General features: G+C 30.1%; 23 protein-coding genes and 1 pseudogene. 3 read left to right on the forward strand and 21 right to left on the reverse strand.

Translation table 11 applies throughout. From position 1 onward, the window contains the following. Positions 1 to 3 precede the first annotated feature (3 nt). Positions 4 to 1,356 (forward strand): hypothetical protein, encoded by a 1,353-nt coding sequence (locus tag V7P59_RS05390; protein WP_333809130.1) that lies wholly within the window; start codon positions 4 to 6, stop codon positions 1,354 to 1,356. Between the two features lie 45 nt (positions 1,357 to 1,401). Here the strand turns inward: V7P59_RS05390 and V7P59_RS05395 are convergent. Next, a pseudogene (locus tag V7P59_RS05395) lies at positions 1,402 to 2,352 on the reverse strand (YifB family Mg chelatase-like AAA ATPase); the annotation flags it as partial. 129 nt (positions 2,353 to 2,481) lie between these two features. Here V7P59_RS05395 and V7P59_RS05400 point away from each other — a divergent pair. Then, positions 2,482 to 4,314: a site-specific integrase gene (locus V7P59_RS05400; RefSeq protein WP_333809131.1), complete on the forward strand. Its 1,833-nt coding sequence runs from the start codon at positions 2,482 to 2,484 to the stop codon at positions 4,312 to 4,314. Here V7P59_RS05400 and V7P59_RS05405 read toward each other — a convergent pair whose 3' ends face one another. Next, on the reverse strand, positions 4,315 to 4,968 hold the full coding sequence (locus tag V7P59_RS05405; RefSeq protein WP_333809132.1) for a hypothetical protein: 654 nt from the start codon (positions 4,966 to 4,968) through the stop codon (positions 4,315 to 4,317). It abuts the gene before it with no gap. 193 nt (positions 4,969 to 5,161) lie between these two features. On the opposite strand from V7P59_RS05405, the gene V7P59_RS05410 reads away from it, so the two are divergent. Continuing rightward, complete coding sequence (locus V7P59_RS05410) at positions 5,162 to 5,479, forward strand: hypothetical protein (protein WP_333809133.1); 318 nt, start codon at positions 5,162 to 5,164, stop codon at positions 5,477 to 5,479. Positions 5,480 to 5,503: 24 nt separating this feature from the next. On the opposite strand, the gene V7P59_RS05415 is transcribed toward V7P59_RS05410, so the two are convergent. From V7P59_RS05415 to V7P59_RS05505, 19 genes are all read right to left on the reverse strand, one after another. Continuing rightward, positions 5,504 to 5,686 (reverse strand): hypothetical protein, encoded by a 183-nt coding sequence (locus V7P59_RS05415; protein WP_333809134.1) that lies wholly within the window; start codon positions 5,684 to 5,686, stop codon positions 5,504 to 5,506. Positions 5,687 to 5,732: 46 nt separating this feature from the next. Then, a complete protein-coding gene (locus V7P59_RS05420; RefSeq protein WP_333809135.1) occupies positions 5,733 to 5,918 on the reverse strand; it encodes a hypothetical protein in 186 nt (61 codons plus the stop codon). Between the two features lie 3 nt (positions 5,919 to 5,921). Then, a complete protein-coding gene (locus V7P59_RS05425; RefSeq protein WP_333809136.1) occupies positions 5,922 to 6,173 on the reverse strand; it encodes a hypothetical protein in 252 nt (83 codons plus the stop codon). Next, positions 6,173 to 7,693 carry a hypothetical protein gene (locus V7P59_RS05430; RefSeq protein WP_333809137.1) on the reverse strand — a complete coding sequence of 507 codons (1,521 nt, stop codon included), beginning with the start codon at positions 7,691 to 7,693 and terminating at the stop codon, positions 6,173 to 6,175. Before V7P59_RS05430 ends, V7P59_RS05425 begins: the two co-directional genes overlap by 1 nt. Positions 7,694 to 7,811: 118 nt before the next feature. Further along, positions 7,812 to 8,297: a DUF6712 family protein gene (locus V7P59_RS05435; RefSeq protein WP_333809138.1), complete on the reverse strand. Its 486-nt coding sequence runs from the start codon at positions 8,295 to 8,297 to the stop codon at positions 7,812 to 7,814. Continuing rightward, the gene (locus V7P59_RS05440; RefSeq protein ID WP_333809139.1) at positions 8,297 to 9,406 is read right to left on the reverse strand and encodes a hypothetical protein; all 1,110 of its coding nucleotides are present in this window, start codon (positions 9,404 to 9,406) and stop codon (positions 8,297 to 8,299) included. The genes V7P59_RS05435 and V7P59_RS05440 overlap by 1 nt, the downstream gene beginning before the upstream one ends. Beyond that, a complete protein-coding gene (locus tag V7P59_RS05445; RefSeq protein WP_333809140.1) occupies positions 9,406 to 9,732 on the reverse strand; it encodes a hypothetical protein in 327 nt (108 codons plus the stop codon). The genes V7P59_RS05440 and V7P59_RS05445 overlap by 1 nt, the downstream gene beginning before the upstream one ends. A 93-nt stretch (positions 9,733 to 9,825) precedes the next feature. Next, entirely contained in the window at positions 9,826 to 10,026 is a 201-nt protein-coding gene (locus V7P59_RS05450) for a hypothetical protein (protein ID WP_333809141.1), read from the reverse strand. A gap of 14 nt (positions 10,027 to 10,040) precedes the next feature. Then, positions 10,041 to 10,586 (reverse strand): hypothetical protein, encoded by a 546-nt coding sequence (locus V7P59_RS05455; protein WP_333809142.1) that lies wholly within the window; start codon positions 10,584 to 10,586, stop codon positions 10,041 to 10,043. Between the two features lie 70 nt (positions 10,587 to 10,656). After that, complete coding sequence (locus V7P59_RS05460; RefSeq protein ID WP_333809143.1) at positions 10,657 to 11,556, reverse strand: hypothetical protein; 900 nt, start codon at positions 11,554 to 11,556, stop codon at positions 10,657 to 10,659. A gap of 39 nt (positions 11,557 to 11,595) precedes the next feature. Continuing rightward, positions 11,596 to 12,114, reverse strand: a complete 519-nt coding sequence (locus V7P59_RS05465; RefSeq protein ID WP_333809144.1) for a hypothetical protein — start codon at positions 12,112 to 12,114, stop codon at positions 11,596 to 11,598. A 2-nt stretch (positions 12,115 to 12,116) separates the two neighbouring features. Next, the gene (locus V7P59_RS05470; RefSeq protein ID WP_333809145.1) at positions 12,117 to 13,199 is read right to left on the reverse strand and encodes an XkdF-like putative serine protease domain-containing protein; all 1,083 of its coding nucleotides are present in this window, start codon (positions 13,197 to 13,199) and stop codon (positions 12,117 to 12,119) included. A gap of 47 nt (positions 13,200 to 13,246) precedes the next feature. Beyond that, on the reverse strand, positions 13,247 to 15,424 hold the full coding sequence (locus tag V7P59_RS05475) for a hypothetical protein (RefSeq protein WP_333809146.1): 2,178 nt from the start codon (positions 15,422 to 15,424) through the stop codon (positions 13,247 to 13,249). Continuing rightward, positions 15,399 to 15,548, reverse strand: a complete 150-nt coding sequence (locus tag V7P59_RS05480; protein ID WP_333809147.1) for a hypothetical protein — start codon at positions 15,546 to 15,548, stop codon at positions 15,399 to 15,401. Before V7P59_RS05480 ends, V7P59_RS05475 begins: the two co-directional genes overlap by 26 nt. A gap of 54 nt (positions 15,549 to 15,602) precedes the next feature. Beyond that, on the reverse strand, positions 15,603 to 18,230 hold the full coding sequence (locus V7P59_RS05485; protein WP_333809148.1) for a hypothetical protein: 2,628 nt from the start codon (positions 18,228 to 18,230) through the stop codon (positions 15,603 to 15,605). After that, a complete protein-coding gene (locus V7P59_RS05490; RefSeq protein WP_333809150.1) occupies positions 18,230 to 20,116 on the reverse strand; it encodes a hypothetical protein in 1,887 nt (628 codons plus the stop codon). Before V7P59_RS05490 ends, V7P59_RS05485 begins: the two co-directional genes overlap by 1 nt. Before the next feature lie 16 nt (positions 20,117 to 20,132). Next, positions 20,133 to 20,648 (reverse strand): hypothetical protein, encoded by a 516-nt coding sequence (locus tag V7P59_RS05495; protein WP_333809152.1) that lies wholly within the window; start codon positions 20,646 to 20,648, stop codon positions 20,133 to 20,135. Positions 20,649 to 20,669: 21 nt separating this feature from the next. After that, a complete protein-coding gene (locus V7P59_RS05500; protein ID WP_333809153.1) occupies positions 20,670 to 20,798 on the reverse strand; it encodes a hypothetical protein in 129 nt (42 codons plus the stop codon). Positions 20,799 to 20,813: 15 nt separating this feature from the next. Beyond that, positions 20,814 to 22,133, reverse strand: a complete 1,320-nt coding sequence (locus V7P59_RS05505) for a collagen-like protein (RefSeq protein ID WP_333809154.1) — start codon at positions 22,131 to 22,133, stop codon at positions 20,814 to 20,816. Positions 22,134 to 22,267: the final 134 nt, after the last annotated feature.

A 22,267-nucleotide genomic window follows, 5' to 3' on the forward strand; every position in this document is an offset into this window, starting at 1 on the left:
CCTATGAAAAATTTAATTCTCTCATTATCATTGCTTTCTTCAACTTTCTTATTCTCACAAGAACATTTTAGTGGTATTTCTACTTCAAAAAGAGGCGGTTTACTTAACGCAACTAATAATCCTGCTGAATTAGCAAATATGAATACTAAATTTGAAATTAATGCATTCAACTTTTCCATTGGAATGGCAAATAACAAATTAACATTCAGTGATTTAGTTAGTGGAGACAATTTAGAAGAAAAAATATTTGAAGGTAATGAAACTGTAAATTTAAGATTAGATAGCCAAATTCTTGGTCCATCATTTGCTTTTAAATATCAAAAATGGGGATTTGGAATTAGTTCAGTTGCCAATATAAAAGCCAATGTAATCAATGTTGATTCAAGATTAGGAGATGCTATTCAAAATGGAAACTTGAGTAATTTCTTTTCTCAAACTGAAATTTCCTCAAATGATAATCAACGTTTAAATGCTACAACTTGGGGCGAATTAGATTTTACAATTGCAAGAAATATAATTGATTTACCTAAACATAAAGTAAATGTAGGAACTAACTTGCGTTTGTTATTTCCAGGTGCATATGCAAACTTTTCTGCTACTAATTTGAATGGTACAATTGTAAATAACTTTGGTGATATTTCTTTAGTAAATGCTTCTGCTAATATTAATATTGCTTATGCTGGCGTTTTAGCAAATGATTATAACGATCAAGGAAATTACAATGAATTTTTCTCTCAAGGTATTAATGGTTTTGCAGCTGATTTAGCGGTAAACTATAGATGGAAAGACGAGAATGATGCAAGTAGTTACAGATTAAATACTGGACTTTCAGTAAAAAATATAGGTTCAATGACGTTTAAATCTGACAATAACTTAAGTAAAAACTATATATTAAATGTTGATAATTTTGAAAGTTTAGATTTGAATCAATTTGAAAATGCTGAAAGTTTAACGGAAATTGAAGCTATATTAAATGATCCTGCAAACTCAGCTTATTTTCAATCTACCTCGAGTACAGCTGATTATAGCGTAAAATTACCAACTGTAATTAATGCTTATGCTGATGTTAGATTAACCAAAAAATGGTTTGTTACGGCAAGTATCAATCAAAAAGTAAGTGACGATAGTAAAAGTGACTTCATTACGACTCAAAATTCCTATACTTTAATTCCGAGATTTTCTGCCAAATGGTTTGAAGCTTATGCTCCATTAGCATCTAATGAAATTTCAGGCTTCACCAGTGGAATTGGTTTTAGATTAGCTGGATTTTTCATTGGTTCTAATAGCGTATTCACCGCTTTAGCTGATAGCGGAAAACAAGCTGATTTATACTTAGGACTTAGATTTGGAATATAAAAAATGAAGAAGCGCCCAATTACTAATATTTGGGCGCTTTTATTTTTATCCTAACCACCCTTCCCTATCCAAACTTCTATACTGAATGGCTTCTGCAATATGATGCGATTGTATATTCTCTGAATTCTCCAAATCCGCAATCGTTCTTGAAACTTTTAAAATTCTATCATAAGCTCTAGCGGATAAATTCAAACGTTCCATAGCAGTTTTAAGTAACTGAAGTGAAACCTCATCTAAAACACAAAATTCACGAATCAATTTGCTACTCATTTGGGCATTATAATGAATATGTTCTAAATTTTCAAAACGGCACGATTGAATTTGTCTTGCTTTTGTTACTCTTTCCCTTATTGCTGCACTACTTTCTGCTTTACGAGTTTCAGTCAATTTTTCAAACGGAACGGGTGTAACTTCAATATGAATATCAATTCTATCTAATAAAGGTCCAGAAATTTTACTTAAATAGCGTTGCATTTCTTGAGGAGTAGAACTAACAGGCGCATTGGGATCATTAAAATAACCACCTGGGCTCGGGTTCATACTTGCTACTAACATAAATGAAGATGGATAAGTTATCGTAAATTTAGCACGAGAAATCGTTACTTCTCTATCTTCTAATGGTTGACGCATAACTTCTAAAACTTCGCGTTTGAATTCGGGAAGTTCATCTAAAAATAAAACACCGTTGTGTGCTAATGAAATTTCTCCAGGTTGTGGATAACTTCCTCCACCAACTAAGGAAACGGAACTAGCCGTATGATGCGGACTTCTAAAGGGACGTTGTGCCATCAAACCGACATCTTTTGTCTTACCAGCAACAGAATGAATTTTAGTGGTTTCTAATGCTTCCCGCATCGTCATAGGAGGTAAAATACTTGGCAAGCGTTTAGCTAACATAGTTTTTCCTGAACCTGGAGGTCCAATTAAAATAATATTATGACCACCTGCAGCCGCAATCTCCATACATCTTTTTATACCTTCCTGACCTTTGACATCGAATTAATAAATAACACCTGTTGATAAATACCTTTATTTACAAGACTTTACATATTTCATTTTTCAGTAAAAACATATATCTTTACAAAAAAAGTAAGACACTTTTAAGACACCAATAAAAATAAATTTATGAGCGTTAAGGTAATTTGGAAAGCAAAGAAGTCAGGTGATAAATTAGGTTATATTAGATTATCATCAAGAATTGCAGGTAAGACAGTATTAAAAAGTTTACCGCTTGAACCAGTTGAAAAAAAACATTTCAATCCAAATACTCAAAGAATGAGAGCATCTTTTGTTGACCACAAAAGATATAATGATGAAATTGAATCTAAACTAGACCAAGCAAAAAAGAAAGGTAATAAGATTAAGTTTCTAAATGATGATAAGAAATCCTTTGTTGATTTTATGACTAAGGTAATTGAAGATAATGTAACTGGTAATATTGGCACTAAAGAGAAATATCAAAACTTAAAGAATCTTATTATTGACTACAATAATTATAAGTTCAATGTATCTGATGTAAAGTTTTCTGAGATTACTCAAGAATATTTAGAAGGGTTAAAAAAGTATATGATTCAGGTTAGAAAGAATAAAAACAATTCTATATTCTATAAGTTCAAAGCACTTAAAGCATTTACTTCAAAAGCAGATAAAGAAAAGATTTATACTTATGAGGTCAATCCATTTGATTTAATTAAGAATGAACTCATAGAGACTGATATTGATGTATTAAACAAAGAAGATTTGAAGAAAATCATAAGTACTCCACTGAATGAAGTTTATAGAAGTGGTAAGAAGTTTGGAATTCCATTACCTGACTTATCAGTTCTAAACACTCCAAAATATTCAAATCACTTACCTATTGAAGATGTTAGAAACTTTTTTCTATTTCAGTTGTTTTCTCAAGGAATACGTGTATCTGATTTAATTACTTTAAGGTGGCAGGATTTCTATATTTCAGATGAACAGATTAGAATAAAAAAGAGAATGGTTAAAGTAAAATCATTCATTGATTTAATGGTGAACTTCAATACAATGGATTACTTATTGAAGTATGTTCCGGTTGATAAATTACCTGAGCATTTACTTTATCCATATAGTTCAATGTGGTATAGCAGAATTGGAGCATTAAGGTCTGGACTTTCGCACTATAAAACCAATAATGATATTGATGATGTAGCATTTGGGGTTGAGATTGATTCTGATTTGATAACTGAGTTCAAATTAGATTTTAAGTCAATAGTTGTTAAAGATAGTACTACTATTATTCCAAGAACTAATAAGTCAAAAGCTAAAAGGTTAGAAAATAATCATATTGAATATTACGTTTCAGTTAATGAAGTATTGAAGATTATTGAAAGTAGAAAACTAGAACTTAGTAAGAAAGTTAAAATCAGTGATTCAGTGAAGTTTGAACAAGAACTAAATTCACTTATCTCGACTGATAAAAAAATAAATTATCTTGAATCATTAGTTGAAGTTTTGAGAAGTAAAATACTTGATGAAAACAAAAAAATTAAGGAAGCATCAAATGAATATAAAACAAAAAACTACATACTATTCAAGGATATTGTAGAGTATTTAAGTAGTCATAAAGACACTAAAAAATCATTTGTATTTCCTTTGTTAGATGATAATGATTTTACAGATATAGATGATGATTTTTATTCAATGAGTAAGCTTCAATATTCAAAATTCGTTGGTAAAAGAGTTTATTACAATAGACTATTAAAAGTAGTTGGTGAACAGTGTAAAATCAACAAACCATTGACATCACACCTTGCAAGACATTCATACACATCTTTGATGATAGAGATAGGTGTTAACTTAAACTTATTTGATTTAATGACCTCACTTGGTCATAAACATTTATCAACCACACAAGGGTATGTATCAAAGTTTACAGGTAAGAGAGTAGATAACTTGAATAAAGAGATTGTTGATTATATGGATAACTTATAGTTAGAAATCTAAATCATCATCATATTTCTTCATTTTACCCTCTGAGTAGTAGGTATAGCATTTTTTTTCTTCAAACTTATTGACACCAAACTTACTTGGTATTTCAAGATTACAGGTTAGAAGTTTACAGGATTTATTGCTTGTATATTCTTCATCAAATGTATTCTTACTTACCAAGTAAGATACTACTCTACCACCATCTCCACCACCATAATTAATACAACTTGAGAATTTTTCATTAATCAGATTTATTAGGTCTTTTGGCTTTACTAAGTAGAAATTATCATTAGTATATCTTGGTAAATAGTAAACAAAGTAATCAGCTTTGGTAGCAAAGACACCACTTAGTTTTTTACTACAAGTTTTTTCAAAAATCAAATTACCTGTTTTATCGTATTTATCAGCTTTAATTTCAAAAGTGATAGTCTTTAATATCTGATTGGTGAAAGTGTCTATAATCGCATATTTCATATCCCATTCTTTAAGCTCTGATACCTTTCTACTCATATTCTCATTTAAGAAAATTAACTTTTTACCCTTTGGTTCTAAAACTTTATTGAAATAGTTTTCTATAAATGGTATAGTCTCAAATTCCCAATAAGTACCCCACTCTGAATCATAATTAAACTGCTTTGTGTTTTTCTTTTTATACATACTAAACTTTTTATTTTCTGTATATATAATCTCCTGAAAACACTTTTTTACAAGAGTGGATTTTTTATAGAAAAGTAGGTGGAATCGGTTTAATTAGGTGGGTTAAGCGGAATTCCTTAGGTTGCCTTAAAAAATCCATACTTTCTAAAAATGAACTTGAAACATTAATAAATAACAATAAAAAACAAAACTTATGAAAACAAAAATTTTAACCCTTGCCTTATTATCAACAATCTTTATTTCTTGCTCAAATGATGATTCACCAGTATCAGAAGAACCTACTCCAACACCTGTAAATATGTGTGATTGTTTAATCACTAGATATAGAGTACATACTACTTATGAAGGAACTCCTTATGATACTACTTGGGTATCGAGTGGTTATAGACTAAATTCTGATGGTTCTACATACAAAGAAGAGTGTGGTACTAATAGATGGCAGGTTGATTATGCAACAATGATAGATAATAATCCTTTCTATTACGAGACAGAAAATTATAAAGCTCAATAAAGAAATAACCACTTTTATAAGTGGTTATTTTAATTTCTTTCTTCTATTAATTTCATCTCTAATTATTATTGCATAATCATACTTTTCTTCTTCAACATAATATTCTAACATATTATCTAACATAACATCCACTTCAAAACTTTTCTTCTCATTTCTTAATAAAGCTCCAAGTTCCCATGGTTCTAAAAGAAGTTCTAACTCCCACATTTTTATATTAAATAAATCACAACTCTTATTTGCTTTATTCATTATATTATTCATCATTTTTTGGAATTCCAATTAAAGAATCTTTACTTCTTAAAAAAAGTAGTCCTGTTGCTAACCAACCACTCATTTCACTTACAGTAGATTTACCTTGATAAATCATCAGACCTGCAAATACAATGATAAAAACACCTAAAAGTGTTGTAATTAAACCCTCTTTATATACTCGCTTCATTCATTAAATATCTTTTTTTTTTGACAATTCTTTTGACAGATTCTTTATCTCAGAAGTCAAATCTTTTACAGCATCATATAACAAATCAAATCTATCATTCAAATGACTATGATTATTATCAACTAAGTCAATTTTTGATTTATTCTCTATTGTCATTTCTTTTACTTTTTTCAAATCTTCCATTGTAGTTTTTAGAAAATAACCAATTATTGAAATTAAAATACCACCTATCCAATATACTATTTGAGCATCCATTAAACTATATTAATTTTTATTGTAAATCTCTGTCTAACTGTAGTTGGATTAGTAACCCAAGCTGGAGTAATCCATCTAATTTGTAATTCATCTTCCTCTTTTACATTTAAGTTTGATGATAATGTATAAAGAATAAGACTATCTGTATTATGAACTGCTTGACTTGTAATTTTTACAAAAGTCTCTTGAGTTAAATTATGTAATTCAAAAGTTGAATTTTCAGTTGAACCAATTGTACCACCAATATTTATAGCTATTGAAACTGAACTAACATAACCTTTACCTTGTGAATGAATTCTTCGAGTTATTGAATTAGATGTATTGGGTGATAAATCAGGAAAATTACCAATATAATAAGTTGTATTATCTAATGGTGAAACACTACCATGCATAAAAACCTGTGTAAAGAAACAGGTTCTATCAAATTCAACTAAATCACCATTAGATTTTCTTGCTAATCCTTTTACTACTGAGTTGTCAGTTAAAGGTGTAACACCTATTGAAACTGTACCACCACCTGAGATAGAAAATTTTGAAGTAACATCAGATATTGTAGTACCTGTTTTGAAGTCTATTTTTGAATTGTTCACATTCAAGAAATTGAAATCTTGTGTAGAATATAAACCACCTGTTTTTCTTAATGAAGGTATATAATATCCACCACCATAATAGGTTAATGATAAACCATTTTCATAGTATGAACCTGTACCTCCTACACTAACTGATGCAATTGCCCCATTACCAGTACCATCAGTATTTTTAACTACAAATCCAACTGAACCATTTACTGACTTATTCAAATTAAATCCATTTATAGTAGAACTAATTGGTGTTAATCTTGTACCTAAATTTGAATCCAATAAAGTCGATTGTAAAGTAGGTGCAACAATATCATCTAATAGTGCAAATGTTCCTGACTTATTTGGTAAAGTATATAATCTATTAGAAGTTAAAGAAGCGTTACTAATATTTGATAGATAACCATCAGTATTCTTAAAGTAAAAATAACCATATTCACAATTAAGCAGTCTACCTTGATAAGCGTCAACACTAAATACTCCATCATTAACAGATATTTCACTATAAAAATCTGCAACACTGTCATATATTTTCATTCCCCCTATAGTAATTGAATTACTTGTAGTCATTCCTCTATTTGTAACTGTTTGAAGTGTTTCAGGTTCATTGTATTCTAAAAGTGGTTCTAATTGGTTTATAATATCAGCTATTGAATCATTGATAGTTGCAATGCTTGAATTTATTGTAATTACATTAGAATTAATTGTTGATATATCAGTAGTATGATTACTATCTAGAGTATTTATTTGAGATTGTAATCCAGTAATTGATGCGCTAATTGTGTTAAGAGCATCATCTAATCCAGTAATACCTGATATACTTAAATCTAATGAATTTATTAAACCTAATAACTCATTAAAATTGTCATTTACTTTAACCATTGAATCTCTTAGCTTATCACCTAACCCATCATTAGGATAACTAACATTGATAATTTCCATTCATATTATTATTTTTTCTTTGATTCCTTTGAATCATCTTTATCTTTTACAAATTGTAAAAGCTTAATTATTAAGTCTTTTTTTATTTTAGACTTTCTAGTTTTAACTTCTTCTTTCATTATAAATACCAGGGTAATTTGAATGTGTTTATATCGACACAATCTCTTTTATATTCAGGTAATGTTATATTTTTCATATACTCATAAAACCCAATTTCAAAATGTGCGCCCATTTCTCGATAATATTTTGATAATCTATCTACTTCTTTATAATCAGCTATTTCACCATTATCAGGTTTGTGTTTGAAATTACCACCATTACCTACTATAATTGAGTTCTTCATTATAAAGTCAGAAGTTGAATAGAATATTAACATCGGTGATACATATTCATCATATATTTTTAAGTACTCACCATCTAAAGAATCATTATCAAAATCAGCAAGAATTTTGTTGTATAAATCAGTAGAAAGTATTCTTTTAATATCTGTTATTTGAGCTGTCCATATTGATGGTAATAGTTTATCAACATCAACATTCCCATTAATAACAGTTAATCTATTCATTAGGTTAGTTCCTGTTCTTATAAGTAATAAATCATTCATTATTGTACTGGATTATTTTGTGTAGTTGAATCAACTATTAAATCTTCAAAGTCCTTAAACTCTAATTGAATATTAGGTTCTATGAATTTTAATACATATTCTAATCCATCAATAATTACTTCTCTCATTGGATTGATATTAGACTGATATAATGTTTTTAATGCTTGTATCATTTCATCTTTATTTGAACCTAATCCAGAACCATCACGAATACCAAAAAGAATTGGGTTTGTAACTGAGTGAGCTGCGAATATTTTTCTTTCAGCTAATTCAGTGAAGTTTGTAAATATTTCATCATATTGTGTCGGCTCAAGATTTTCAACTTTAATCTCACCACCTTCTATACCATTTGAGTATGATATAATTGCTTTATTTGTGTTATTTGAACCTGTAAGTTTTGAGAGAATTTGTCTTCTATACTCTTCTTTAAGTTCCTCTGATGGATTTGAACCGCCAATTACATTTATAATTTTACCTGCAGAAAATCCATTCAAAACGTGGTTAATTGCTGCATTAGAAAGTTCTTCTTCTAAATGAGCATATTGCAATCCTGATAAGTAATCAGGGGTTGCAAAATATGGTTGACTTGAAATACTTTTTACATAGAAAATCTCAATAGGATTGTCTTTATAGATACCATCGAATTTTTGAAATAACTGTGGTTTATATCTTGCTTTATTTTCCCAGTCGAATGAATACCAGTAACCATCTATGTTACCCATTCTATCCTGATTAAAACCAATTTTGTTAACTGGAATATGTTTTATTAATAGTGGTTTTGGTTCTTCTTTTAGTATTTTAGAACCTTGTGACCAAATTACCTGAACTGCATATTGACCATATAATTTGAAGTCATTACATATTAATCTTAAATCAGTTTTAGAAATATATTTATTTACATTAATTCCGGATCTGTCTGAAAGTCCTTGACCTATGATATAATTAACATAAGATTTTATTATACCTGCGTTGGTTGGTGAACCATTATATCTTTCTTCTATGTATTTGAAGAAAGAATTGTTATCACCGTTCAAAATGAACTTTGTTCCTACATTTACTACTACATTTGGTAATACATAATTATTTAAGTTTATTACATCTATTTGCATTAAAACCTTAGCTTATTTTCATCTGAATTATTCAGTGAATAATCCTGTCTATCCTTTTCAGTATAGAGTGCTTGACCATTCCAAATTATCATTTCTGAATCATTGGTTAGATGTTTAACTACTACTGAGTACTTGACATCATTTGATGGTATAAAGTCTTTCAAATCAATCGAGATTAGACCACTTTCAATTATTGCTTCTGTTTCAATTGAAGCAATTTCATTAGTGATAGGTTCACGAATAATTACATTTAGATTATTGACAAAGTAGAACCTTGGAATCACTTCTAAATAATACTTATCGTTATGTTTTACTATCACCTTCATATATTATATAATCAGTTTTTATTGGTTTGATTTATTTAGTATATATTAAAAAAAGAAAACCCCCTTTTAATTAAAAGGGGGTTTTCAAAAGATTTACTTTATCTTATCTATATTATCATAAATTCTAATGAATCTCAATTGGCTATTTTCATCAAAAATAAACTCATCACTGTTAATGAATATTTCTCTTGTCAATTCTTTACCTTCTAAATCAAAGAAAACAATCATTTGTTTTTCAATGATTTTATCATTTATGTCTATTGTAAAATTCTTTATTTCATAGTATCCAGTCATTACTATTAATTATTTTATTGTGGTGTAATCATACCAGTTAAGTTGATTGCTGAATTGTAAATTGTTGAACCTGTTGCTCCAACAAATACTATAGGACGTCTTTCTTTTGAAGTAAGAGTTAAAGTATAACCACTCATATCAGTTCTAGCACCACCAGTAGCAATTGTACCACCTGTTAATGATGCACCAAACTCAGCTCCCATTAGTAATTTTTTACCATCATACATTTCAATAAAAACGTGTGATTGACCCATTGCAAGTAATTTTACTTGGTCTCTTGTTTCTCTATCTAATACAGGTAATGTAAGTGTTAAAGTTCCATTGTAAACAACAGTTCCTGTATTTTCATCTGCTGCAATTTCCTCAGAGTAAGTATTTGCATCATTCTTTAAGAAGAATTTATATACTGAGCCTGTCATACCTGTTCCTTCAAAAACATCTCCGGCAGTTAAAGTTAAACCACCATTTATTTTAGGTAGAAAACCAACAGCTTGAACCCCTGAGAAACCTGTATTACAATGAACATTTCTTGATTTATTAATGCTTTCACATAATGCCATTTTTTAGTTAATTATTTTTTCTGAATAGTTTGGTGGTATAGTTCATATACCACCTCTACTATTCTATTTTTTATCCTTTGTAGATTGCGATTCTTGAACCATCAACATAACCTACTGCTGCTAAAAGTTTAGCTTGATATTTAAGGATTCCATCAAAGTTTACAGCATCAGAATCAGTAACTCTGATTTCTTCTTCTTCTCTACCAATACCACAAGCTAAGTGTAGATTCTTAACTTCATATACTGCCATAAAGTTGTTAGGTAAACCATTAACTACTTCTAATCTTGTACCCATATAGTCAAGTTCTTTATCACCAACAGTAGTATTAATACCCATTGAGTTTTGAGCTTTTTTGTATGCTTTAGCTACATTTCTAGATACAACCCATACAAGGTCATTAGCACCATCTAATTCAGGAATAACTAAATCATCTAATTTTGACATTTCAGCAGTAACATTTGAAACTGAAATTGCTGTAGCACCTGCTACTTTTTGTACTGTTGAATCAGCAACGAATTGAGGAATTAAACCACTAAAAGAGTGAGTTGTTCCTGCACCTTGCCAAATTTCATAGTCGATTTTTTCACCGATTGCACTAATCATTAAAGAAAGAAATGCTTCTTCAATTGTTTGAGGTACTTCAGCGTGTGCTGAAAATAAACCTTCATTTTGTGCTTGGAATGTTTTGTAGAATTGTTCTTTACATAATTCAGAAGAGAACTCATATTTTTTAACTATGATTTCTTTCTCAGCTAATGTTGCTGTTCCTGTTGGATTCCACCCACAACCACTAACTAATCTCATTTCTGGTGAGAATGATAAAGTTGGTAAGTAGTAAGAACCAATTACACCTGTTGAAACAGTAATTAAGTTTTTATTTAAGGTGTCTGCTTGTTTGTAAATTTCAAGGAATAACTCTTTTTTGTCTGTACCCTTGAAGCTGTTTGTAATGTTTACAGTTGTTGCCATTTATATTTTTCATATTATTTTTTTTTAATAGTTAAACTATTATTTACTTAAAACTTCTCTGATTACACCAAGAGTTGTTTTTGGTTTTTCAACTTCTTCAGTTGAGATATTTGATAAATTAATACCTTGTGTTTGTGGTTGAGACGCTAACTGAACTGCCTCTTGTTTCAAAGTTTCTAACTCAGCTTTTAATGCTTGATTTTCAACTTCCAATTCATCAATTCTTTTGTTAGCTGCTTCTAATTCAGCATTTGGAGCATCTTGTGTAGTCGCTTCTGTTGCTTGTACATCAGTTGATTCTACATCTGCTGTATCTTCTGCTTCTACATCTTCAATAGAAACAATTTCACCTGAATCACCAGTTTTATAAACTTTACCTTCAAATGTGAATTCTTGATTAGAATATGGATTGTTATCTACATCAAATACAACCATATCTTGCTCTAATGAATCTGCATAAACAGTTAAGTTTTCATCAATCTTAAATTCATTTAACTCACCTGCTAAAAGAATTTGTTTCATTACTATTTCCTTAACTTTTGAATAGCTTCTTTTCATCTTTATATTTTCTTTTTTGTATCAACACCTAATCTTGAATCAATACTAAAACCTGTGATTTTACCAGTCTTTACATATTCATCCCATATTTGTTGATTTTCTACTTTCATAGACATCATCCAAGTTCCCACTGGAACATTAAACCCTAATGAATTTGCTTTGTCATTTTTCGGGTCTTTTACTACCCAACTTTCAAAAAAGTAAACACCTTCTAATAATTCTTTGTGTTCAAATGTTGAGTTAGTTTGATAGTGATTTTTGAAGAAATTTTGTTGTAATCTTTCAATAGTTTCTGCACTGAAATAAACATTGCACTCTTGACCATCAAAATTTCTATATATATCTTGTTCAGGTAATAAAACTGGACTTGTTAAAATCCTTTTTTCCTCTGAACTCATCTTAATATCTCTTAACTCAGTAGATAATTTCCAATAGTTATTATCTGCTGATGCTACCTGTCTTACTTCATCAGGATTTTGTTCAAACTTTACTTTCTTTTGATTCTCTTTATCAAGTTTACCTATGTATTGAAGAGCTTCAAACAAAGTCATTTCTTTGTTGTTTCTTTTCAAGTAAATATTACGCTGCCAATAATGTTTGCAGTTAACACCACCTTTATAAAGAAATATGTTGTAAGTATCAGAACCACCTGCACCAAAACCTTTATTAGCATTTGAACTAACTAAATCCTCTTTTCTATAAACAGCATTAGCATTTATCATCGATACACAAAAATCTCTACTGTTTTTCGATGTAGATTTAGGTGCATAACTGTACCTAATTTTGAATATCTCATTATCTTGAATTGAATCACCATCAGTTGGAGTTATTGCTGATAAATCAAGAGCATAAACACTTTCATCTTCAACTACTTTTTCATCAATTAAAAGCCATTCTTTAGTATCAATTTGTTCTCCTTTAGAAAGCAATACATCTATCTGTTCTTTTGATAGTTCTATTTGCTCTTTTGAAAATTTCACTGCCTGTATTTGAATTGCAGGGTCAGATACTAATGAAACTCCATAAACTCCTTCCATTGATTCCTCATCAAATAGAAGCTCAAAACGTGGTAGTTTCTTTTCCATATATTATATAATCTGATTTTTATTATTTGATTGGTTTAAGAATCAAATTAGAATGTTGCACTGCTTATTCTATTTCTATCAAGTGATTGTGCTGTAGTAACATCACCTGATACTACATAAGCTCTCACAGGTTGAGAATTCCTGTTTTGAGCTGCTTCATTAATAGAGTCTGCAACTTGTGTTTGTGGTGTATTTGTGAATGATACACTTGGTCTTGGTGGTGCTGATGGTACACCGGCTGGAGAAGCCCCCCCACCACCCTTAGCGGGTACTTTAACAGAAACAATCTTCTTAACAGTAGCTAAACCTGTAGCAACTGCCGCAGCAGCAGCAACAGCACCGGCAGCTACACCAACTGGACCCGGTATAGCAGCCACCATACCTTTATATGCTGAAACAGAAGATTGAAATGTATCTATAGTTGTAGCAGCAATAGCAAGTGCTTTACCTGCAAGAGTATGCTCTCCTAATAGTTGAGCAGCAGTTGCTAAAGTTTGTCCAATAGCAGCAACTTTTTTCTTTTGCTTTTCTTCTTCTAAATCATCAATCTTTCCCTTTGCTTCAGAGAATTGTTGTTTTAAGTTTACATCCTCCTGACCTTGCGCAGTAACTAAATCTTGTAACTGTTTACCTTGTTCTTCTTTTAGAGCATAGTAACCTGCATCTTTACCATATTCTGCTTCATAAGCTTTTAAGTCAGCTTCTTGTTTCTGTTGAAACTCTTTAACTAAAGCTTCTTGTTTAGCATCTAATTCAGCTTGTAATTGAGCATATATTGCATTTAGCTCTTCAAGGTTATGAGCATCATTAAGAGTTCTCTTTTGTTTAGTCCTATCTATCTCACTTTGAATTTCCTTTTCGGTTTTATCTAATTGAGCTTGTAGTTCTTTCTTCTCTTTTTCATCCTTTGCTTTTTCTTCTTTGTCTAAAGCATCTTTAAGTAATTTGAATTTCTTTTCATGTGCTTCTGTAAGTATTTTTATTTCATCATCAGTTTTATCTTTTAATGATTCAATTTCTGCCCATTCTCTATCTTTTTGTCTTTTTAACTTCTTTTGAGCAGTATCATCTTCTAAATCTTCAACTTGTTGATTAAGTGTTTTAATTGCATTTATCCTTGCTTCTTCATTAGCTTTTCTCTCTGCTTCATCTTTTTGTCTTTGAGCTTCTGCTTTTGCATTGGCTTTATCAGTAGCAGCTTTTTTTTCATCTGCTAACTTCTTATTGTGTTGTGCTGTTAATACAAGTATATCTTGTTGAACTTCCGCCAACTTTTCTTTATCATCTTTATAAAGTTTTTGCTTCTGTTTTAAGATTGCTAACTCTGCATTGTAAGTATCTTTACCTGCTGCTTTTTGAACTTCTAGAGACTTTTCATTTGCAGCAATTTGTTTTTCTAACTTTATTCTTGCTGCATCATCAGCTTGAGCTTGTCTCTCTTTTGCGGCACCCCTTTCATAATTACCAACGACATTATACCCGTTCTTCATCTCATTGAAAGCTCCCTTAAAATCTCCTTGGAATACTTTACCTAATGCTTTGAATGGAGCTAATACATAAGACTTAATTACTTCACCTGCACCAAATGCTATTTCTTTAATCTTATTAAATACGTTACCAATATTATTTAATGCAGGAAATGCACTCGTTACGGATTTTTTTATATCATCCCAGTTAGCTACAATTGCACCTAATGCAATTAAAAAAATACCGATACCAGTAGCAGCAATACCACCTTTAATACCTGTAAAAGCTGATTTTGCAGCAGTTTGTATTGAAGAAAATGATGATGATGCAATTGACCCTAATCTTTTGAAATCTTTAGCTGAATCAGCAACTGCACTTAAACCTGTTGTAAGCGCCATTGCTGAATTCACTTTAAGAAGCATTTCTTCTACTTCTTTTGATTCAGTACCTAATGCACCCATTGCACCAGTAACAACTGAAAATCCACCTGCTACTGCGTTTAATGCTCCTGTAAATGCTTGAAATTTTTGGCCGGGGTCGAATAATGCAGCAGTTTCTCTAGCTTCTTGAATTCTATCTTTTAACTCTGCTACTTTTTTAGCAGCATTAACTGCTTCTTGTGAGTAATCCCCAAATGTAGTTTGCGCCTCAATCAAAGCCATATTAGCTTCTCTGAGGTCTTTTTTTATGTTTGATATTCCTTGTGCTGCTTTGTCCGCATCGGATTTAATATTAATTTCCGCTGTCTTTTTTATCACGGTTAGACATTATTTTTCTTTTAGCTATCTCCATAGCTTGCTTAAATGTATCAGGGTATTTGTTTACACCTTTGAGTACATCTATTTCTTCACTCACTCCATAGTAATCTTGAAGTTGTAGCATCTGATGTATTAGTTTGAACATATATTATATAATCTTATTTGTTTGATTTGATTTTTATACAGTTACTGAACCTTGAGCAAGTGTATTTCCATCAATATCATAAGCAACAACATTAATAGTTAGACTATTTCCTGTTTTTGCTCTAATGTAACCTGTTATAGGTGATGTGTAAGAAGTTGCAGTGTCATAGATATAAGTTCCAACCGGAACAAATTGATTTAATGATGTTGTATGATTACCAATTGAAGAACCACTTGGTTGATAGAAATCAAACCATAATAATCCACCAAAACCAGTTGCAGCAGTTGTTGAGAATGAGACTTTATTTCCTGATGCAGTAGAAACAATAGTATAATTTGCTCTCCATTTCAAACTTGCAGTATTTACAGGATAATTAATCTGTATCACTTTCTCAGTTAAATCACTAGCAGGATAATAAGTATTTGAGATTGTGTCAATACTAAATGTAGATGAACCTGATAACTCAGTTTCAATAATATTACTCTCCTCAATAACATTATTTAACTTCAGTTTTGTTTCACCATTAATCAAGTTCAAGTTAATATCAGTGATATTAAATCTTTGATTTCTTATTATTAATTGACTACCTAAGTTTAGATTAGTATAGATGTGTTTAGGTAAAATAGCACTAACTTCATACTCTCTTGTGTAAGGTGAATAAATTCCACTTAATAAATCCTCATAGTTATTTGAGAAAAGTGTTTTTTCTCTTAAATCAGTTTGAAACTCATATTCTCTTGAGAAAGTTAAAGTTGTATTATAATTGAATATATCTAACTTATCTACATTAGAAAAAATATTATAAGTTGTTAGTGGTATAGATGTTGAATTTTCCTTTGTAAATGCAACTGTTTTAGTTGATGGTAGTGAAGCAGTACCATTTGAAAAAAATATAGTTGGTTTATCAAAAACACCTTTATCAAATTGTTCATCTAATCCATCTGCTATAATCCAAGTCTCATTTAATTGGTAGTCATCATCATCACCGTATGTATTTGGTAATTTTCTCCAAATTAGTAAACCTAACTTAGTTTCTATCTTAAACTCACCATCATCACCTTTATTAAAAGTTGTTTTAATTGAACCATATTCACGCACGGGTGTTTGTGAATTCTTAAACAAAATACTTGTTCCATAACTAGAATCAGCGTGTTTTAATTCAAACTTTTTATAGGTTTTAATCTTATTAATTTTTATTGCTTTCTTAGTGTAATCAGTAATATCAATTTCAGCAAGTTTACCGTAATATTTATTAAAATATTCTATTTGAAAAACATTAGCTGATTGAAGTTGATTAAGAATTACAGGGTCAGAAACAGGTATAGTTACAAGATTAAACATCTTAATTATTGATGAGAAGAAATCATAAATACTAATTTCAGGTAATGAATTATTTACATTAATCATTGGAGCAAAAACAGTTGCTCCTGAATTAGTCATTATACTTGCAGTTTGTTCAGAAGGAAATGGATAACTTCTATATTGTGGTCTAATTGAAGAGTAGTTTAATGTAATATTACCTGATGCTTCCATATAAACTCTATAACTTCTTTTCTCATTAAGAGGTATGGAGTTAGCATTGAAACCAAAATGAATACTTCTGTTACCAGTATAAAAATCTGAGGTAAATAAGAATCCATCATTATCTTGAGCAAGAGTTGAAACTTCATCAACAGATCCGTCTGAATTAGTAACAATTTGTTGAATATAAATTCTATATGGAGCCGTATTATTACTAACATTAAGAAATACATTAACTCCCCAGTAGTAAACATTATTTCTTTTAATGATACTGAAGTAATCAAAAGTAGTATTGAATTGAATGTATGATGATGGTGGCGGTGTAACAGGGAATGAAGGAATTGCATTTGAATAAGTACTACCATTAAGGTCAATTAGCTTAAGCACATTACTAAATTGAGTTTCATTTTTATTCAACCACAAATACATTTTTTCTAATGGTGAATTTGTATCATAAAAACCACCTGTAAACTTCACATCATAGTTATCCTCTATTGCTTCAAATATATGTTTGACTTTTATTGCAGGTCTTAGCTCATTTTTTGTGATACCATTTAGTGTACTTGAATTAATGTATTTAATAGTATTAAAATCATTTAATAACCTCGTTGTTGAAACAATTGGAAACATAAATGAAGTACTAGAAGTAGTACCCATAATAGAAGAAATAACATAATCATCAGTTGATGGGATTTCAACAGGAACTATATTAGAAAAATTTAACCCACTTATTTTAGTATCATCAAACTTATCTTTAAGTGCTTTTAAGTTTGCAGTAAATTGAACTGAATAGTGTTTAATTTGACCAATATCATCTATCTGCGCACTATTTATTTTTAGTACTCCTTTCTTAAAGAAAACACCATCTATATCAATTCTACAAGGAATCCCTGAAACTGATTCAAATTGATTATCATTATTGTAATCATACCAATATCTGAATATTCTATTATTCTTTGGACTTGCAGGAACAGTGAAATCTTGAGTGAAATCTGTGTAGTTAGTTGCAATATCTCTAATATCAGTTTGCTTTAGAGTTATTTGAATGTTTTCATCCTTAAATAAATCTATTGCTTCACCATTTAGTATTGTATCTGTATTGTAAATATCATTTGAAACATATATTCTAACACCATTCATTATCTAATATCATTGATTTTTGAATTTGCTGACTTAAACTTCAAAGTCCATTGAATTTTTGCCTTTTCATTGAAGCCTAATTTTTCATCAAATTTCTTTTCATCTAACACCACTGGTATTAGTAAATTTTCTTGTTGATTTAACAAATACCATCTATCACTTAAAGTCAACTCTTGCATGTAATAATTCTGTCTTTCGTTTAGTATATCAGTGTTAAGAGTCCACTCTTCATTAACATCAATATTTGATGTTCTAGTGGTTGGTGTGAATCTTGAATACATATCTGGTCTTGATTGGTAAAAATCTATTGTATCTGATTTTATTTCAATACTTCTTTTACTAACTCTATTGAATAACATTGAATCCCAAACACCATATTTATTTAGATAAATAATTTGATATTCTTTATTACCCCAATTACATATTTGGATATCAGTATCCATTGGTTGTCTCTCAATCACATAATTTGTATTAGAGGCTGTTGCTCTAATTGTAGTTAAGTAATTAGCTGAGTGATAAGTAGAATATTTATCATAAGGGTTAACTAAAACATTTGTTGGTGGTTTTGGATTGTTCCCCTCAGTATGAAAACCATAACCTAATGTTCCAACTTTAATAGGTGATTGAATTGTATCTACCAAGAGACCTACACTAAAAGAAATTTTATAACTTCTAAGAATGAATCTTACCCAACAAACCTCTTTATATGAATTACCACCTGTAATAGTTAAGTAATTTGTATCTACTGATAAATCAGAATCATCAACTGAGTAATTAGTTGAATCAACTGTTAAAGCATAGTTATTATACCAAGTTGTATCTAATCTTGGGTCTAAAAAACTTCTGATGTAATCAGAAACTTCAACCCAAAGGAAATCATCAGTAGATTTTGCTTTATATGATGTTAAAACATAGTTTGGTAAAGATGGTAAAGTGTTATCTCCAGTCCATAAATACATTTCAATTGTGCAATAATCAAAATCAGAAGCAGGTGCATTATAAGTTATATAGTATGGACTTCTAGAAAGAATAAAATCATTTCTATCAACTATTGAGACTTCAGTATTTGAAAATGAACATCCATATTGGTCTTTAACATAAGCAGTATATGAACCAGTAACACCTGAAAATGTATTTCCAGTTTGCCAAGTTGAACCATCTAATGAATATTGTAATGATAATCCGGTAGCACCAGTATGATTTATTGTAAGTACATCATAAACAACATTAAAAGTGAAATCATCAGGTAATAAATATGGTGGTGTTATAATAGTTGTTGATGCTGTTATACCTAGTGAATTTACTACTGTGATTGATATATTTTCATTTCTATTCCAAGTAAAAGTTATTGGATTAGAACTATTTGTTGCTGAAAATGGTTGAATTATATTAGTTGCTATATCTGATGCACTAGAACCTGCTGTTGTAACACTAACATTTACTGAATCGCAAGGTGATAGTGAGTTTATGCTATATGTAACTCCACTAATAGCAAAATCTGAAACTTGGTTGTTTATTGTGAATATTACACTTGATGGATTTGTGTATGAAGCGAATAAACCATTAACATAAAAATCAGTACTACCATATAAAGAAGTATTTATTCTAATATTAACTGTATTACCACTTCTTGTAATAGTGTAACCACTTAAATCTGCTGAAATTGCTGTAAAATAATTAATCGCTGTTGCTTCACCAACAATTGAAGTTGATGCAGTTGCAGCAGTCATCTGATATCCTACACTTCTTGTTGTTACTACATTTTCAACTATTGGATATGTTATTGGAACACCAAACATAGGTATACTGACAACATCAAATCCTACTTCTTGACCAATAGTAAGCTCTGCTGTAAATTGTATTGTAATAATACTGTAAATAGCCATTCATAATATTCATTTTTTAATCCTCACCAAAATAATTTAGTAGGTTGTTTGCTTCTGCTTCAGTAATGTAATCAACTAATTTTTCAGCTTCATAATCAATTACATCTTTGAAGAAATGTATTCCTTTTATACCTTTTTGAAATATTGACCTTTGAACAGCCCAAGGATTCAAACCTTTTGCTGTCGCCCAAGGTTTTATTTCATTTATTGGTGGCATTTTATTCTTAAATGAGTATGGTGAATCTTTAACAACAGTTTTATTTGATTTATATCGATTATCTAGTTTACCTGATTTTGTTTTTTGAAATCCAACACCATTTACACCTTCATCTATGAAAGTACCATATTCCTCCATAGAAACACTAAATACATACTCACCTCCTTTATATTCAACATCACCAGTGATACTATCAATCAATTTTCCACTGAAAATACCACGTTTTGATTGGCTTAATTTATCTTTTGCTTTACTTCTGAAAGTTGCAATAAGAAGTTTTAATGCTTCCTGTTTATCTGAACTTGTAATACTCATTACTAACTAAAATTATTTTGATTATCCAATATTTTCTACAACTTCTTCTTCAACTATAATATAGTTTCCGTGTTGTTCTGCTTCTTCTAATGATAGGGTCTCTACCCAAGACCCATCATTATATAATTTTCTATATTTTATTAGTATCATAATTTATATATTATTTTATGTTAAAGCTCCTCTATTCATTGCTGGGTAAGTTGCTGCTATATAATCCACATGTGTTATTGTAGCAGCAGATGCAGCAGTATTAGCACATATAAACCCAGGCTGTGTTCCGAAACCAATGGTCGGTATGTTAGTTGTTAAGCTAGTGCTCCATAATAAAGTACCATTCATAGTATATATCTCATATGTAGCCAAAGAAGATGATACTAATTTTATTCTATAATGTAAATCTGTATCATTTGGTATTGAATATGTTGCTGATGAGCTTCTAACACTCGTATTTGCTGAATAAGCTGATACTGTTAATCCATCAAATTCAAAATATATACCATCTGTTACGTTAGCTATGTTAGTTGTACCGTATATGAAACCTGTTCTTGTTTTCACAGTTGATATATTTCTTTGTATAAAAATTATATCAAATTGTATTCCTGGTGCAATAGTCATTGCTCTTGCTAAAGCAACGTTATTCAATAATATAGAACCTCCACTGTTAGCTGATGCTGCTGATGATGTTAATTGAATAAGACCCATATTATTAATATCAAATTCAATAGATGAACCCCAAGCTCCAGAGTTAAACGTACTTTTTACAAAAGGTGAAACACCGTTACCAGAAAATGTCATATCATCAAAGATAGTTATACCTGTTCTTCTAATCTGTAAGTCAGTTAAACCAATTCCAGTAGCACCAGTGGCTCCCTGAATACCTTGACTTCCAGTAGCTCCTGTGGCTCCCTGAATACCTTGAACACCTTGAACACCTTGACTTCCAGTAGCTCCTGTTGCACCTGTTACACCAATAATTGAAGGATGAACATAAGGGCTATTTTGAAAGTCTAAATAAATTGAAGGACAGCTTGGAACTTCATTCTGCATTGAAAGAACTATTGAAGCTTCATAACCATCAAGTAAAGTAAATCTTGAATCAGCAATTACATTTGCAGTCCAACCCTCTAATATGTGAATACCAAATTGATTTTCTTGGTACATTAGATTGTTTAGTGCTTTCATTAAGATAGCACAAGAATCATTTAGATTATCAATAAAATTATTTTTATAGAAATTATCTGTATTACTTGGTTCTATATTTCTTTCTGATACAACTGCTATTTCAAAAAGAAATTCAATACTATTATCAGCATATCTAAAACCATTTGGTAAGATGTAAACTTTTGGAAATAATGATGCGTTTTGTAAATCCATTTCAGATTTGAAATCAATCAATTGTACATCATTTACTAATGGGTCATTTGAAAATAATTGTCTTAAATATTCAACAACAACTGCATTAGGATTCAAACTACTATATACCACTCATTTTAATTATTTTTTGAATATGAATTTCTCATATTATCCGCTTCTATTTTCTTCTTATCGATTAAATATGAACACCAAAATAGAAAATCATGAATGTTCATTGTTAAAGCTTCTTTTGCACCACCTGTAAC

Origin of the sequence: Flavobacterium sp. (assembly GCF_036782315.1) — a bacterium.
Lineage (GTDB): Bacteria > Bacteroidota > Bacteroidia > Flavobacteriales > Flavobacteriaceae > Flavobacterium.

Bases quoted from the DNA above. Each gene is read 5' to 3' on its own strand.
- V7P59_RS05390 (WP_333809130.1), top strand. From the start codon at position 4: ATGAAAAATTTAATTCTCTCATTATCATTGCTTTCTTCAACTTTCTTA.
- V7P59_RS05490 (WP_333809150.1), bottom strand. From the start codon at position 20,116: ATGGCTATTTACAGTATTATTACAATACAATTTACAGCAGAGCTTACT.
- V7P59_RS05450 (WP_333809141.1), bottom strand. From the start codon at position 10,026: ATGACTGGATACTATGAAATAAAGAATTTTACAATAGACATAAATGAT.
- V7P59_RS05495 (WP_333809152.1), bottom strand. From the start codon at position 20,648: ATGAGTATTACAAGTTCAGATAAACAGGAAGCATTAAAACTTCTTATT.
- V7P59_RS05425 (WP_333809136.1), bottom strand. From the start codon at position 6,173: ATGGATGCTCAAATAGTATATTGGATAGGTGGTATTTTAATTTCAATA.
- V7P59_RS05440 (WP_333809139.1), bottom strand. From the start codon at position 9,406: ATGCAAATAGATGTAATAAACTTAAATAATTATGTATTACCAAATGTA.
- V7P59_RS05405 (WP_333809132.1), bottom strand. From the start codon at position 4,968: ATGTATAAAAAGAAAAACACAAAGCAGTTTAATTATGATTCAGAGTGG.
- V7P59_RS05435 (WP_333809138.1), bottom strand. From the start codon at position 8,297: ATGAATGATTTATTACTTATAAGAACAGGAACTAACCTAATGAATAGA.
- V7P59_RS05455 (WP_333809142.1), bottom strand. From the start codon at position 10,586: ATGGCATTATGTGAAAGCATTAATAAATCAAGAAATGTTCATTGTAAT.
- V7P59_RS05485 (WP_333809148.1), bottom strand. From the start codon at position 18,230: ATGAATGGTGTTAGAATATATGTTTCAAATGATATTTACAATACAGAT.
- V7P59_RS05460 (WP_333809143.1), bottom strand. From the start codon at position 11,556: ATGGCAACAACTGTAAACATTACAAACAGCTTCAAGGGTACAGACAAA.
- V7P59_RS05415 (WP_333809134.1), bottom strand. From the start codon at position 5,686: ATGTGGGAGTTAGAACTTCTTTTAGAACCATGGGAACTTGGAGCTTTA.
- V7P59_RS05465 (WP_333809144.1), bottom strand. From the start codon at position 12,114: ATGAAAAGAAGCTATTCAAAAGTTAAGGAAATAGTAATGAAACAAATT.
- V7P59_RS05400 (WP_333809131.1), top strand. From the start codon at position 2,482: ATGAGCGTTAAGGTAATTTGGAAAGCAAAGAAGTCAGGTGATAAATTA.
- V7P59_RS05480 (WP_333809147.1), bottom strand. From the start codon at position 15,548: ATGCTACAACTTCAAGATTACTATGGAGTGAGTGAAGAAATAGATGTA.
- V7P59_RS05500 (WP_333809153.1), bottom strand. From the start codon at position 20,798: ATGATACTAATAAAATATAGAAAATTATATAATGATGGGTCTTGGGTA.
- V7P59_RS05470 (WP_333809145.1), bottom strand. From the start codon at position 13,199: ATGGAAAAGAAACTACCACGTTTTGAGCTTCTATTTGATGAGGAATCA.
- V7P59_RS05430 (WP_333809137.1), bottom strand. From the start codon at position 7,693: ATGGAAATTATCAATGTTAGTTATCCTAATGATGGGTTAGGTGATAAG.
- V7P59_RS05410 (WP_333809133.1), top strand. From the start codon at position 5,162: ATGAAAACAAAAATTTTAACCCTTGCCTTATTATCAACAATCTTTATT.
- V7P59_RS05420 (WP_333809135.1), bottom strand. From the start codon at position 5,918: ATGAAGCGAGTATATAAAGAGGGTTTAATTACAACACTTTTAGGTGTT.
- V7P59_RS05445 (WP_333809140.1), bottom strand. From the start codon at position 9,732: ATGAAGGTGATAGTAAAACATAACGATAAGTATTATTTAGAAGTGATT.